7 protein-coding genes are annotated in these 15,957 nt (G+C 64.1%); all 7 read left to right on the top strand.

The annotated features are described in order from the left end of the window. Positions 1 to 4 precede the first annotated feature (4 nt). On the top strand, positions 5 to 505 hold the full coding sequence (locus EH206_RS18285) for a TadE/TadG family type IV pilus assembly protein (RefSeq protein WP_009114364.1): 501 nt from the start codon (positions 5 to 7) through the stop codon (positions 503 to 505). Beyond that, positions 495 to 1,094, top strand: coding sequence for a TadE/TadG family type IV pilus assembly protein (locus tag EH206_RS18280; RefSeq protein WP_009114363.1), 600 nt, complete (start codon positions 495 to 497; stop codon positions 1,092 to 1,094). The genes EH206_RS18285 and EH206_RS18280 overlap by 11 nt, the downstream gene beginning before the upstream one ends. After that, complete coding sequence (locus tag EH206_RS18275) at positions 1,084 to 2,727, top strand: TadE/TadG family type IV pilus assembly protein (protein ID WP_232216532.1); 1,644 nt, start codon at positions 1,084 to 1,086, stop codon at positions 2,725 to 2,727. Before EH206_RS18280 ends, EH206_RS18275 begins: the two co-directional genes overlap by 11 nt. A 37-nt stretch (positions 2,728 to 2,764) precedes the next feature. Further along, entirely contained in the window at positions 2,765 to 12,097 is a 9,333-nt protein-coding gene (locus EH206_RS18270; RefSeq protein ID WP_009114361.1) for a beta-propeller fold lactonase family protein, read from the top strand. A gap of 62 nt (positions 12,098 to 12,159) precedes the next feature. Continuing rightward, positions 12,160 to 13,872: a TolC family protein gene (locus tag EH206_RS18265; protein WP_009114360.1), complete on the top strand. Its 1,713-nt coding sequence runs from the start codon at positions 12,160 to 12,162 to the stop codon at positions 13,870 to 13,872. Then, the gene (locus EH206_RS18260) at positions 13,872 to 14,618 is read left to right on the top strand and encodes an efflux RND transporter periplasmic adaptor subunit (protein WP_009114359.1); all 747 of its coding nucleotides are present in this window, start codon (positions 13,872 to 13,874) and stop codon (positions 14,616 to 14,618) included. Before EH206_RS18265 ends, EH206_RS18260 begins: the two co-directional genes overlap by 1 nt. Then, positions 14,615 to 15,955 carry an efflux RND transporter periplasmic adaptor subunit gene (locus EH206_RS18255; RefSeq protein ID WP_009114358.1) on the top strand — a complete coding sequence of 447 codons (1,341 nt, stop codon included), beginning with the start codon at positions 14,615 to 14,617 and terminating at the stop codon, positions 15,953 to 15,955. The genes EH206_RS18260 and EH206_RS18255 overlap by 4 nt, the downstream gene beginning before the upstream one ends. Positions 15,956 to 15,957: the final 2 nt, after the last annotated feature.

Below are 15,957 nucleotides of genomic sequence, written 5' to 3'. Positions count from 1 at the left end.
GAAGATGCGCTGGCGTAACGATCTGGATTGGCGCGGCACGCGCGGCGCGATCGCCGTAGAAGTGGCGTTTCTGGTGCCGGTGGTGCTGGTCGGGGTGATGATGCTGTTCGAACTGGCGCGCATCGGGCTGGTGATTGCCGTCGGCAGCGCGGCGCTGGATAAGGCGGTGCAGACATTTCGTCTCGACGATCTGAACAACAGCAGCGCCTCTGCGATGGGAACGGATCTGAAAGAGCGGATGATCGGCGCCTCGTATGGCTATCTGCAAGAGGATGACTTAACCGTCAGCGTGTTGCATTTCGATAGTCTGAGCCAGCTTGGCGGGCTGGAAATCTCTTCCGACGAGGATGACGGCGCCGTGTCGGATACGCTGCCCGTCTGGTCGGTCACGGTACAGATAAAAAAGGCGTTTCTGACCCCGTTGCCGGAAGTGCTGACGCTGGGCGACACCTTCCGCTATCAGTACAAACACGTTTTCGGCACGGAGCTGCACAGTGAAGAGTAACCGCCTGGCGCTGCTGCGCCGCTTTTGCCGCGCCGGACGGGGGTCCGTCGCGGTGGAAACGGCGCTGGCGCTGCCCATCGTGCTGGCGGTAGGCACGCTGTGCGCGGATATCTATACCGTCGGGTTGGAACGGGAAAGGCTGGAGCAGCGGGCCGGCGCCATCGTCTCCATTCTCGGCATGCAGCAGGAACTGACGCAAGAGGGGCTGCAAGGCCTGCTGGACAGTGTGCTGCCGGAGGAAGGGCTGGGTAATTACCAGTTGCTGATCAGCAATGTGCGTCAGACCGGGGCGCTGTACTGGCAGCTTGAGCGCGGCAATGCGGACGATCTGTGTACCGATAATCAGGCCGGTTACGGCGAAACCTATCCGGGCGATTTACCGGAAAAAGAGACGGAAGACGGCAAAGAGGACATTTCCATGGTGGTGGTGGAACTGTGCCGCGAAGGCAAAGACATCAGCCTGCTAGGCGGGCTGTCGCTGAGCAACCTGCTGCACGTTACCTCGGTAAATCGCGTGGCGAGGGGCGTTATCGCGCTGGATGAAACATTAATGCAGGAAGCGGGAATGCCGGAAGAAGATGATGAATAGTGTCTATCGAACCCTAAGCGCGCTGATGAGCGGCGGGCGGAGAGCCGCCGGCCGCTTTCTGCGCCAGGAGCGCGGCGCGGGAGCCGTTTTCTATGTGCTGGGCACCATGGCCCTGCTGGTCAGCGCCGCCTTTATCGTCGATACCTCGACCTCAACCGGCGATGCGACGCAAATCAAGCGCGCCACCGACGCGGCGGCGCTGGCGGTGGGGCACCAGGCGGTTATCAGCGGCAATGAAAATAGAGAGTACGACCAGGAGCAGATGCAGGAACTGGCGTTCGACTACGTCAAGGCCAATCTGGGGTTGAACGGCAAGCTGGCCGAACAGCTGACGCTCGACAAGGTAAGCGTCAGCGAAGGACGCAGCGATAATGATTATCCGACCTATACCGTGACCGCCAGCTTTACCACCGCGCCCGAACTGCTCCAGTTGGCGGAGTCCGAACAGCAGGTTTACTCCACCGTCGAGGTGTTGAACCGTTCGACGGAGGTGGCGCTGATCCTGCCCAACACCGCGAAAGAGAACAGCGCCAATCTGGCCGCCCTGCGCCGCATCGGCAACGAATTCGCGGAAAACCTGATCGGCGGGCGCGAAAACATCTGGCTGGCGCTGGTGCCCCATAGTCAGGCCGTCAGCGTCTATGACGCCGATCAGAGCGAGCGCATCCGCCAGTGGGCCGAATCGGGCGCGCTCAATCCGGTGGAACTCACCTCCCTGTTTCAGTCGGGCTACGGCAGTCTGGCCGATCGCCGCATGCCCGATCGCCGTTACAACCTGCTATGCATGTACCGTGGGTTGAACCGGGGCGACAATTACTTCTGGGATGAGGAACCGGCCGGGCAGTTCCGTATCTACTACCGCTACGACAGCAATGTTTCGAACGCCTACGAGAGCTACTCCATCTCCTGGGTCGGGCCGAACCCGAATTTCGGTCAGGCCACCGGCGCCAACGACACGCGCTCTCTGGTGGTTGACATGGGCTGTCCCTACGCGCCGCTGCTGCCGCTGACCAACGATCTGGACAAGATCGCCGGGCGGCTCGACGAGATGCGCACCGGTTTTAATGTCAACTACGCCATCGCCATCGGCTGGGCGGCAATGGCGCTGGCGCCTAACTTCCGCGGCAGCGCCGGCTGGGGGCTGGACGACGAACTGCCCAAAGATTTCGACGAGGGCAACGCACGGCGCACCAAGGCCATCGTGATGCTGGTCAACTCCAGCGACATGCTGTGGTTCGACAGCGATTCCTACAACGCGTACGTGGGTAAACCCATTGATGGCTGTAGCGCAGGGACGACGACGGCGAACGACGGCTGTTCTGACGAACAGTTGATTACCGAGCGCTTCGCCAATCTGTGCACCAGCTTCCGTGAGCGCAATATCCGTTTCTTTCTGGTGGTGACCGGCAACGACGAGGCGGAGAACGAATCGAACAACGAAACCATCGCCAGCGCCTCGGCGTTCCGCGAGGTCGCCGATGCGGGGTTGGGGGGCTGCGCCGAGAAAAGCGCCGATCTCACCTATTACCACGGCGCCGATTTCGTCGCGTCGGAAAGCAAGATCAGGGATCGCCTGAGTGAAATTACTGACGAACTGCATCAGAAAAGCGGTTTCGTCCGACTGATTGAGTAACGGCCCATGTGCCCTTTGACTGACAGGATATGACACCATGACCTATTCCCGCTCCGCTTCGCGCGCGAAACATCGGCGCCTTCCTCAACAGGCATGGGCGCTGGAGCCGCGTATGATGTTCGACGCCGCCGCCGTTGCCACGGCGGAAGCCGTCGTGGCCGCCACCGACAGCGCGCCCGGCGTCACCGCCAGCGGCGCCGAAGCCACGATCGGCATTGATGACGGCTCAGCCGCGCAGTCGGTGGATCTGTTCAGCGGCGTCACCGTCTTTACCGACGGCGCCGGCCAGGAGCTGACGGATCTGACGATCACCGTGAGCAGCAGCGGCAGTAATCAGGCGCTGGTGATCGACGGCAGCGCCATCGTACTGCAAGCCACGACGACGCCCGGCACCACGGCGGACAACGGCTACACTTATTCAGTATCGGTCAGCGGCGACAGTACCACCATTACGCTCAGCATAGCTTCGTCGGGCACTGACGCCGGCTATACCGCCGCCGGCGCGGCCAGCCTGATCGACGGCATCGCCTACCGGACGCTGGACGACACGGTGGAAAGCGGCACCGTCACGGTAACGCTGGAAAGTCTGAGCGATGACGGCGGCGACACGGCGCAACTGGGCATCAGCTCCACCATCGCCATCACCAGCAATATCAATGTCGCACCGGTGATAGCCGATAACGGCGCGCTTGAAGCCGCCGAGTCCTTCACCATCGACGATCTCGGCGACAGCACGGAAGTGGTTTACTCCAGCGACGGCAGCTACGCTTACGCCGCCGGAGACGGCGCGATTTCGGTGTTCTCCGTCGACGACACGGGGCGGCTGACTCTGGCGCAGACGCTGACCGGCATCACCGATCTGGGCAGCGTCAGCGAGATGGCGATCAGTGCGGACGGCAGATCGATCTACGCTATTGACGGCGGCGGCAGCGTTTATGTTTTCAGCGTTGCCGACGACGGCGCGCTCAGCTTTGTCTCGGCCGTCGATACCGGCAACGGCGATGCAAGCGGCGGACTGGCGATCTCGGAAGACGGCGCCTGGGTCTACGTGGGTACTCAATGGAACGGCGTGGCGAGATTTAGCCGCGACCTCAGCACCGGCGCGCTTACCTACGTGGACCGGGTGCCGGGCGAAGACGGTAGTATCTACAGCAACAGTCGCAACGGCGTGATCGCCACCGCCGGCGACTATCTCTATGTTATCTACACCTCCGGCAGCCACGCCATCCTGGTCTACCAGCTTAACGACGACGGCACCCTGAGCACCGTGGCTACCCTGCTTACCGGCGACAGCGGCTACAGCGCCGTGGACTATAGTCTGGCAGTGTCTGACGACGGCCAGAACCTGTACGTCGCCAATCCAGACACAGGCGGAGTCGCGATCTATCAGTTCAGCGGCAGCGCACTCACTCGGCTTTCTACCCTCACCGTCGACGGCGTAGCGAGCATCGCGCTGAGCGACGACGGCAGTCAGCTTTACGCCGCCGCGTATGATGGCACGATCGGAATTTATACGGTCGCCGGCAACGGCACCCTGACCCTGAGCGGCAGCCTGGCCGGCGGCACCGGCGGCAGCGATATCGCAGTGTCCGGCGACGGCCTGTCGATTCTGGTGGCCGGCGGCGGCGTGAGCCGCTACAGCGGCGCGCAGACCCTGGTTCTGGGCGAGGCGCTGACCTTCGCCGGCGGCCTGACGCTGAAAGACAGCAACTATGATGCGCTCAGCGGCGGCGCGGGCAACTATAACGGCGCCAGCCTCAGCGTCAGCGCCAGCGTCGAGGGCGGCAGCTTCGGTTTTGCCGACGGCGGCGGGCTGAGCTACGCCAACGGCGTGATCTCCCTGGACGGCAGCGCCATCGCCACCCTTGGCGTGAGCGGCGGTGTGCTGAGCGTGACCTTCACCGCCGACGCCAGCACCGCCGTGGCGAATCAGGTGCTGCGCCAGCTCACCTATAGTAACGCCAGCGCCACGGCCGGCAGCTTTATCCAGCTCAGCGTGATCGCCAGCGACGCGGCGCTGGCCGGCAGCGCCGTGGCGCTCACTTTGCGCGTCAATGCCGTGCCGCAGGTCAACACCGACGCCGCCACCGGCTATGTGCTGGACGGCGCCACCAGCGAAACCGCCTACAGCTTCACCCTGTTCGCCGGCCTGTTCGGCGACGCCGACGGCGACAACCTGAACTGGAGCGTCGACGGCCTGCCCGACGGCCTTACATTCGACGCCGCGACCCGAACTATCTCCGGCGCGGCCACCGAGACCGGCGCGTTCTCCCTTACCGTCACGGTCACCGACGCCTCCGGAGCCTCGGCTTCTTTGGCGCTGGATCTGGCGGTCGAGCAGATCGCCAACCGCGCCCCGGCGGTTAATGAAGACGCCGCGACCACCCTGGATCCGGCTACCGAGGACAGGGTCTATAGCACCACGCTGGATCCTGACTTGTTCAGCGACGCGGACAGCGTCTACAACGGCGACAGCCTGAGCTGGAGCGTCAGCGGGCTGCCGGACGGCCTGACCTTCGATGCCGCCACCCTGACCCTCTCCGGCACGTCCGGCACGGTGGGGGATTACACCGTGATCGTAACGGCCACCGACCAGTCGGGCGCCAGCGCCAGCGCTGAATTGACGCTGCGGGTGATCACCACGGTCGAGGCGGATAACAGCGCGCCGGCGCTGACGGCCGACGCCAGCACCCTGACTTACAGCAGCGACGGTTCGCTCAGCGGTTTCAGCAAGTACGTCAACAGCATCACGCTGTCCGGCGACGGCGGCACACTGTTGATCGCCGCCAGCGACAATAACAACGGCAACGGTACCAGCTACCTGTATGTTTACAGCCGCGATACCGCCAGCGGCGAGCTGACCCTCGTGCAGACCTTCACCCAGGGCACGACCGACGATGGCGACGCCAGCAACGGCATTGAGCTTGACGGCTTGTCGGGCATCACCTCCGTGGCCTATTCCAGCGACGGCAGCCTGCTCTACCTGTCCGGGTACTCTTCCACCGGCAGCGCCAGCACCTATTCGATTAGCGTTTTCAGCGTCGGTGACGACGGTGCGTTAGTTCTGGTTGGTCAAGTGGCCGATATCGCCGAGAAAGTGCTACAGATCGCCGTCGCGGAAAACAGCGGTACGCTCTACGCCCTCTCCGCCTCCACCGTCTATGCCTATAGCACCGACGGCGACGGCGCGCTCACGGCGATCGGCGCCTATACGCCTGACAATGGCTTCGGCACCGCCGTCGCTATGCAGATCGACGACGACGGCACCGTCTACGTGCTGAGCGGCGGACGACTGACCATCTACACCGCCGCCGCCGCCGATGGCGGCCTGGACTACGCCGGCCAGTTGACGCGCAGCGGCACCACGCTGACCTGGACCGAGGCCGACGGTACCGCCGCCACGGCGGGCGCCGTCAGCAATGGCAACGCTTTCAATGGCGCCAACGCGTTCGTCGTTTCCGACGCCGGCTACATCTACCTTACGACCAGCAACGGCTTTCTGACCACGCTGCAATACGACAGTGCGACCAACACCCTGACGCTGACCAACGCCCAGGATGCCTTCAGTCCGCTGGGGCAATATCCGCATGGCATCGCCATTTCCGGGGACGGAACGACCCTCTACGTCGGCAGCGCCGCCAGCACCAAAATGGCTATTTACACCGTCGGCGAGGATGGCGTGCCGACGCTTTCAAACACGGTCACGATGGCCAGCGCCGTATCGCGGCTGGTCGTCAGCGATGACGGCCGCTTCATCTACGGCGGCAAGAATCTGTATTTTTCCCCCGGCCTCAGCATGGTGGGAGCCAGCGGCATGTCCGTGGCCTACTCTGAACTTGGCACCATCACTCCCGCCGCCAGCATCACCTTGTCTGACAGTGATTACGACGCACTCAATGGCGGCAGCGGTAACTATAACGGCGCGACCATTACCTTGGTACGCGCCGATGGCGCCAATGCCGACGATACCTACGGCTTTACCGACGCCAACGGCCTGACGCTGGCCGATGGCGTGATCTACCTTGACGGCAGCGCCATCGCCAACGTCGCCAACGCAGACGGCACGCTGACCATCACCTTCACCGCCGACGTCAGCACCGCCACCGCCAATCGGGTGCTGCAGCAGATTACCTACAGCAACGCCAGCAGCAACCCCGGCGGCAGCATTACGCTCAGGCTGTCGGTGACGGATCGGTACAGCGCCGGTTCGACCGACATCCAGCTCGCGGTTACGCAGATCAACGACGCGCCGGTACTGGAGGCCAGCGGGCAGGACGTTACCTATACCAGCGGCGGCAACGGCGTGAAGCTGTTCAAGGATATCGCCGTATCGGCCGGGGAAGACGATCAGGCTATTAGCAGCCTTACCCTGACCGTTTCCGGTCTGGCAGACGCCGCAAGGGAAGTGCTGGTCATCGGCGGCTCCTACGTGACGCTGGTCGACGGCGCCAATGTCAGCGGCTCGGTTTCGGTGGACGTGGTGGAGAGCGACGGCAGCATCAATACTTACAGCTACTCTGTGACGGCGTCGGTCAGCGTAACGGACGGCGTCGCCACCGTCACGGTCAGCAGCAACGGCGGGTTGCCGGCGGAGCTGGCCACGACGCTGGTCAAAAACATCGCCTATATCAACACCTCAGCCAGTTATTCCGCCGATCCGACAGTCGGCGATCGCGTCATCGCCCTGACGGCCATTCAGGACAACGGCGGCACCAGCGACGGCGGCATAGACACCACCGCGCTTTCAATCAGTTCCACGGTTACCGTCAGCCTGATCAACGCCGCGCCCACGGTCACGGCCACCGACGCCGAGGCCCGCTATGTCGAAAATGGCGATGCGGCGGCGTTGTTCAATCAGGTTGCGGTATCGACGGGCGAACCGGGGCAGGCCATTACCAACGTTGAGCTGACCGTGTCCGGCCTGAGCGACGGCGCAAGCGAAGTGCTGGTCATCGACGGCGTCAGCGTTCCCCTGACGGCGGAAGCCAGCGGGGAAACCGCCAACGGTTATATATACTACGTTTCCCTTGAGGGCGACGCCGCCACGGTATACCTCTACAGCAGCGACGGCATCGCCGCGGCCGACGCCGCCGCGCTGATCGCCGGGCTGGCCTACGCCAACCTGAGCGACGATCCCACGGCGGGCACGCGCACCGTCACGCTGACCTCCATTCAGGATGACGGCGGCACGGCCAACGGCGGCGCCGATACCGCGTTACTCGCCATTGCGGCGAGCGTGACGGTGGCGGCGGTGAACGACGCGCCGATCGTCAGCGCCACGGCGGCGCAGGTCATTTACGCCACTTCCGGCAGCAGCGCCGCGCTGTTCAGCGAGGTCGCCATCTCGACGGTGGAAAGCGCTCAGACCCTCTCGGCCATCGCCTTTACCGTCTCCGGCCTGCTCGACGGCGGCAGCGAGACGCTCATCGTCTCCGGCACGCGCATTGCGCTGGTCGACGGCAGCGGCACGCTCGGCAACGGCTACGCTTATACCGTGACGCTCGACGGCGATAGCGCCACGGTGACCCTCACCAGCGCCGACGGCATCGCCGCCGCCGACGCCGTCACGCTGATCGAGCAGACAAGCTACGCCAACCTCAGCAATGCCCAGAGCGCCGGCGAACGCATCATCAGCCTTAGCCTGCGGGACAGCGGCGGCCAGGACGACGGCGGCTTTGATACCACCACGCTGGAAGCGCTCGCTTCCATTGACGTGGTGAACAACTCGGCGCCCGAGCTTGGCGCCAGCGCCGATTACACCAGCCTGGAGGCGGCCGCCAGCCTGACCGCCATCAGCGGCCTTGCCGATATCGCCGCCGGCACGCTGACGGCGGGGGGCGATTATCTGTATGTCATCGACAGCAGCGGCAATATCGCCATTTTTAGCCGCAACACCAACACCGGCGAACTGGCGCTGTTGCAGACTCAGGAGAGCGGCGTCTTATCCGCTTCGCGCATTGAAGTCAGCGGCGACGGCGGCACGGTCTATATTCTTGGCGCTGGCGGGGATAGCGTCACGCTCTTCAGCCGTGACGGCGCCGACGGCGGCCTGACGCTACTACAGACGCTGACCACGGAAAACGTCGTCGATCTGACGATGTCCGCTGACGGCGGCGCCCTGTATGTGGTGGATGGCAACTACTCCGGCCTGCTGGTTTACAGCCGCGACGCCGACAGCGGCCAGTATGCGCTGAGCCAGTCCATCAGCGCTTCCACCGACAGCGAACCCTATCTGTTTACCGCCGTCGGTATTGAAGTGGTGGGCGACTATGTGTATGTGGTCACCGATCCGGCCGCTGAGTCGGTCGCCAACACCCTGATCGTCTATCAACGCGCGGCGGACGGTACGCTCGGCGCCGTCGCCTGGCTGCGCGACGGCGCCGACGCGGGCGAAAGCGCCGTCGATATGCCGAGTCCGCTGGCCGTCTCCGTCGCTAGCGACGGCGGCACGATTTATGTGGCCAGCGAGAACGGCGTGGCCGCGTTCAGCTTTGACGCCGCCAGCGGCGCGCTGAGTTATCTCGGTGCGGTCGGCGGCTTGTCCGGCGTTACCGACATCGCCTTATCCAGTGATGACGACACGCTGTATCTCACCCATGCGGACGGCAGCCTCAGCCGCTACAACGCCGACGGCGGCGCGCTGACGCTGGTCGATACGTTCACCGGCGTTGACGTGGCGGCGCTGGCGGGCGCCCTGAACGTGGCTACCGGCGCCCACGGCGCGGTGGCGGTGATTGGCGGCGGCGGTGTGGTCAGCCTCAAAGATACGCTGACGGAAATCGCCATCGATTACACCGAGCAGGGAACGGTACTGCTCGCCGGGGTTATTACGCTGAGCGACGCCGACTACGACGCGCTGGCCGACGGCGCTGGCAACTACAACGGCGCGGTCATTACCCTGGCGCGTGACGGCGGCGCCAGCGGCGACGATGGCTATGGCTTCGTTGACGGCAACGGCCTGACGCTGGCGGACGGCACGCTCTATCTGGACGGCGCGGCTATCGCCGCCTTCACCGACGACGACGGTACGCTGACGCTGACCTTTACCGCGGATGTGACCACCGCTGTCGCCAATCGGGTGCTGCAACAGATTAACTACACCAATGCCAGCGACGATCCGGACGCCGGCGTGAGCCTGCGGCTGACCGTGACCGACGTCTATGGCGCCAGCGGCAGCGTCACCCTGGCGCTGAGCGTCGCCGAAATCAACGACGCGCCGCTGCTGAGCGCCGCCGCCGCCAACGCCGTCTACACCGAAGGCGGCGACGCCGCCGTGCTGTTCAGCGACGCGGTTGTCTCCCCCGTGGAGGCCGGTCAGACGATTAGCGCCCTGACGCTAAGCGTTTCCGGCCTGAGCGACGGTTCAAACGAGACGCTGACCATCGACGGCACCGTCATTGCGCTGGTCGCCGGTTCCGGCGTTACCGCCAATGGCTACGCCTACAGCGTGTCGGTCAACGACGGCATCGCCAGCGTGGTGATTGCCGGCGAGTCTGGCATTTCCGCCGCGGATACCGCCGCGCTGGTCAATAGTCTCGCTTACGCCAACGCCAGCGACGATCCCACAGTCGGTACGCGCGCCGTGACGCTGACCGCCATTCAGGATAACGGCGGTACGGCCGACGGCGGCGCGGATACCACGACGCTCGCCGTCTCCGCCACCGTCGCCGTCGCGGCGGTCAACAATGCGCCGACGCTGACCGCCATCCCGGCGGATACCGGTTATACCGAAGGTGATAACGCCGTCGGCCTGTTTAGCGAGACGCTCATCTCTACCGTGGAATCCGGCCAGGCTATCGCCAGTCTGACGCTTACCGTCTCCGGTGTGAGCGACGGTTCGAGCGAGACGCTGACCGTCGACGGCACCGTGATTGCGCTGGTCGCCGGTTCCGGCGTTACCGCCAATGGCTATGCCTACGGCGTTTCGCTAAGCGACGGCAGCGCCACCGTGGTCATCTCCAGCACGGCGGGCATTGCCGTTGCCGACGCCGCCAGCCTTGTCGACGGTCTGGCTTATGCCAACACCAGTGAAGACCCGACGGCCGGCGCGCGCACCGTTACGCTGAGCGCGATACAGGACAATGGCGGCGGCCCCGACGGCACGGCGCTTGCTATTGCCGCCACCGTCAGCGTGGTTGCAGTCAACGACGCGCCGACGCTGACGACGACGCCTGCCGACGCCACCTATGCGGCCAGCGGCGACGCCGCGCCGCTGTTCGGCGATACGGCGGTTTCCACGCCGGAAGCGGGGCAGTCGATTGCCGCGCTGACGCTGACCGTCTCCGGCGTGGTCGATGCCGTCGAGCGTCTGAATATCGACGGTAGCTGGGTGACGCTGGCCGATGGTGTGAGCGTAACCACCGCAAGCGGCTTGTCCGTGACGGTCGCGCTTGATGAGGGTACGGCCACGCTGGTTATCGCCAGCGGCGACGGGCTCGGCGCGGCTGCCGCTCAGACGCTGATCGACGGCCTGACTTACGCCAATGCCAGCGGCGCCGTCTCCGGCGGCGAGCGCATCGTCAGCCTGATTGCGGTGCGGGACAACGGCGGCGCCGAGGCTGGCGGTCAGGACACCAGCGCCTTGTCGATCGCCGCCACGGTGAATGTGGTCAACAGCGCGCCGCAGGCGACCGATGCCGAGATCGCCCTGCCTGCGGCTACCCGCGGCGTCGAGTATCTCGTCACGCTGCCGGACGAACTGTTTACCGACGCCGACGGCGACAGCCTGAGCTGGAGCATTGAAGGACTGCCGGACGGGTTGAGCTTCGACGCCGATACGCTGACCATCAGCGGCACGCCGCTCGCCACCGGCAGCGTGCAACTGGTGCTGACGGCGCGCGACGCGCTGGGCGCCGCCGCCAGCAGAGAAATTTCGCTGCTGGTTAATCAGCATTCGGCTTCGCCGGTGGTTCTGCCTGAGTTCGATGCGTTCGGCATGATGGCAAGCTGGCGGGAAGATCTGGAGCGGCGCGACGCGCCCCGGACGGAGGGCTTCGCCCGACCGGCGGCCCGGCCAACGCCGTCTGCGTCCGGCCCGGCGGCAGAGACTGCGCCGCCGGCGGGCGATGCATTGTCGACCTCAAACTATCCGCTGGTGAACGGGAAAATGGACTACGCCGCAACCCCTTGGCAGTTGGACCCTATTATGGAAACGCTGATGCCGGAGCTGGAAAAAGTGGACTTTTCAGCGACGCGCGGGGCTAACGCGGCGGCGGAAAATGTGCCGTCTGGGTTACGCTCGCCGCTGGCGGAGGGCGTGGAGGGCAAGGCCGCTTTCTCCGCGCAACTGCAACAGGAGCAGGCGGGGTTCGACCAGTTACTGGCCGCATTGAATCAGTTGGCGGAAAAAAACGCTTCGCCCGCGGAGTAACGTAAATTTTGCGCAGCATAAATAACAATATCAACACACAACATTGGATGGGGAGAACCCTGGTGAATCAGCACATAGCAAAACTCTGGGATAGCAAACAAAAGTCCGCCGGTTCCCAGGCTCTGAAATTGGCGGTAACCCTGGCCTGTCTGGGGCTGGCCGGGTGTGCGGTAAAGCCTGAACCTGTGACGACGGAACAACAGGTTCAACAGGCGCTGAGCGATCGGACGCTGATGTTCGCCAATCAGGAACCGGTACGCGGCACCATCACGCTGGATGAATCCATTGCCCGCGCGCTGAAATACAACCTGCAACAGCGAGTGGCGCTGATGGAACAGGCGATGGAGGATAACCTGATCGGCGTCGCCAGCCTGGATATGCTGCCCAAACTGGCGGCGCGGGCCGGGTTGCAAACGCGCAACAACGTGGCCGGCTCCAGCAGCGAATCGGTGACCACCGGCGAACAGTCGCTGGAAGCCTCCACCAGTCAGGATAAAACCCTGCGCACGGCGGATCTGTCGCTGAGCTGGAACGTATTGGATTTCGGCATCAGCTATTTCAACGCCAAGATGCAGGCGAACAAATCGTTGGCCGCCGAAGAGCGCCGCCGTCGCGTGGTGGCCGATATTACCCGTCAGGTGCGCACCGCCTATTGGGAAGCGGCTACCGCCCAGCGTTTGCAGCCGGAGGTGACGGCGGCGCTGGTCGACGCGCGCCAGGCGCTGGAATATGCCCGCCAAACCGAGCGACAGCGTCTGCTGGCGCCGGTGGAAGCCCTGCGTTTCCAGAAAAATATGCTGGAAATGGTGCGCCAGCTTGAGATCGTCGACAGCGATCTGGTGATGGCCAAATCTCGTCTGGCTTCGCTGATGAACTTACCGCCCGCCAGCAAATTTGATGTATCCGTCCCCAGCGAAAGTAGTCTGGTGGCGCCGAAAATGGCCTACACCCTCGACGATCTGGAAAATTTCTCGATGGTGAAACGGCCCGAAGTGCGCGAAGAGAGCTATCTGGCGCGTAATTCGGTGCTGGAAACCCGTAAATCGCTGCTGCGGCTGTTGCCGGGCGTGTCGCTGTTCGCCGGCATCAACGGCGACAGCAACAGCTATCTGGTGAACCGCCAGTGGGCCAGCGCCGGATTGCAGGTCAGCGGCAACCTGTTGAATGTGCTCTCCTGGTCGCCGGTGAAGCGTGCCGGGGAGGCGAATGAAGAGCTGGCGGAAGCGCGGCGCCAGGCGCTGCGTATGGCGGTGCTGACTCAGGTGAACGTCGCCTGGCAGGAGTATCAGCAGAGTACGCGCATGTTCAGCCGCTATCAGGAACTGGCGCGCATTCAGCGCGGCATCCTGAATCAGACCGAGCTCAGCGTGCGCAATCAGGCGGCGACGCAGATGGAACAGGTGCGCGTCAGCACGGAAACCATCCTCACCACCCGCGCGCGCGACCGCAGCTTTGCCGACGTACAGAACGCGCTGGGCGCGGTGTATCAGGCCGCCGGTCTGGATGTGCTGCCCGATAACGTCAGCGATACCAGTCTGGCGGCATTGAGCAACACCATCGCCCGCAGCACCAGCAATATCGAAACCGGCGGCGTGCCGGTGCCGCGTCTGTCGCTGGCCGTCCCGGCCGCGGTGGCGGCAACGGCGCAGCCGGCGATCGCGCAGCCTGTCGCCGTCGCGGCAACGCCCGCCGCCATCGTCGGGAAACCCTACCGCACGGTAAACACCGATATGTGGGATAACCTGCAATCGTTGCAAGCCGGGGGCTCCCACTGATGAAGGCGCAGCGGTTTCTGCTGGCCGGGGCGTTGCTGACGCCCCTGTGGGCGCAGGCGGCCGGTGACGGCGATATTCGCGTTCAGCTCAGCGCGTTGCGTTACACCACGCTTTCCAGCGAAATTGCCGGTAAAGTGACGGATATTGCGGTAAAAGAGGGCGAACACTTCAAACAGGGCGATACGCTGCTGACCTTTGACTGCACGGTACTGAAGGAAAAACTGAACTATTCCGCCGCCGCCGAAAATGCCGCCCGTAAAAAACTGGCCATAGCCAACCGGTTGGATAAGCTCAATTCGATCAGCCTGTCGGAAGTGGATCAGGCGCGTTCGGCGGTGTCCATGGCGCAGGCGGAAAGCGGCGTCAACCGCGCCATGCTGCAACGCTGCGCCATCAAAGCGCCGTTCTCCGGCCGGGTGACGGAAAGCAAAGTGAAGCGCTGGGAGTCGGTGCCGGAAGGTAAGGAACTGCTGTCGATTTACGATGACAGCGCCTTCGAGCTGGAAATGATCGTCCCGTCCCGCTGGCTGGCGTGGTTAAAGCAGGGCGATGCCTTTCAGGTGACGCTGGATGAAACCGGGCTGAGCTATCCGGCTGAAATCAGCCGCATCTCTTCGGCGGTGGAGCCGGTCAGCCAGTCGGTCAAAGTGTTTGGGCGCATCACCCAATCCACCGCCGGACTGCTGCCGGGGATGAGCGGGGTGGCGCAGATTGCCCCGCCCGCGGCAGGCGTCGGCGCGCCATGAGCCAAACCCTGAGCGAGCAGGATAGCCGGTTGGCGCTGCTGGCCGAGCTATTGCAGTTGCAAAGCCGCGCCAGAGCGCGGGAAACGCAGGAAGAGCTGGCGTTTTTAATCGTTAATGACACGCACAATCTGGTGAAATATCGTCAGGCGCTGCTGTGGGACTGTGAAAAACAGCGGCTGCGCGCCGCTTCCGGGCTGGCGGCGATTGATCCTAACGCGCCCTTTTGCAGCGAGTTCAGCCGCCTGTGCCGCCAGTGGCAGCAGGAACAACGGCAGACCCAGTCGTTACGCTGGCTGGATCTGCCGGCCAGCGACCAGTTGCTGTGGCAGGAACATCTGCCGGAGTTTTTATTGTGGCTGCCTTTGCGGCGTCCGCAAGGGGAAACGCCGCTGGTGCTGATCCTGGCGCGCGACCGCGCGTGGCAACCCGCCGAACGGGTGCTGCTGGAGAAGCTGGCCGACGCCTATTCCCACGCCTGGATTGGTTTAGGCAAAAATCGGCGGGCTAAAACCGACGTCCGCCCCAATCGCCGCCGCCTGATCCTGGCGGGCGCGGTCGCGCTGTCGCTGCTTATGCTGCTGCCGGTGCGCCAGTCGGTACTGGCGCCGGCGGAGATCGTGGCGCACCGTCCGGTGATGGTGCGGGCGCCGGTGGCCGGGGTGGTGGACGATATTCTGGTGCGCCCCAATCAGCAGATCGCGGCCAATCAACCGCTGGTGCGGCTGGATGCCCGCGAACTGGAAAACCGTCTGGAGTCGGCGCGGCAGATGTTCGCCACCGCCGATGCGCAGTACCGGCAGGCGCAGCAACAGGCGCTGTTCGACGCTAATAGCAAAGCCAGCCTGGCGGTACTGCAAAGCCGGCGGGAGCAGGCGCAGAGCGAGATGGATTTTCTGCAACGGCAGTTGGAACGCATGCAACTGGTTTCGCCACGCGACGGGGTGGCGATCTTTGACGACGCCAGCGACTGGATCGGACGCTCGGTGGCGGTTGGCGAACGTATCATGATGATTGCCGATCCGCACGATGTCGAACTGGAGATCCAACTGCCCGCCGCCGACGCCATCGCGCTGGAGAAGGGCGCTGATGTGCGGCTGTTCCTGAACGTGGCCCCAAACTCGGCGCAGCCGGCGCGGCTGGAGCTGATCGGCTACCGCTCCGCTCCCACGCCGGACAATATTATGGCCTATCGGCTGCGCGCCCGCTTTACCCAGGACGATCCGCTACTGCGCGTGGGGTTGAAAGGCACGGCGAAACTGTACGGTCAGCGCACGGTGCTGATTGTCTATCTGCTGCGTAAGCCGCTGGCGACGCTGCGCGTGTGGCTGGGCGTGTGACG

The sequence above is a fragment of the Brenneria nigrifluens DSM 30175 = ATCC 13028 genome, from assembly GCF_005484965.1.
In the GTDB taxonomy this organism is placed as follows: Bacteria; Pseudomonadota; Gammaproteobacteria; order Enterobacterales; family Enterobacteriaceae; genus Brenneria; species Brenneria nigrifluens.
Note: the sequence above shows the minus strand (reverse complement) of the source record. Positions and strands in the feature narration are given on the sequence as shown.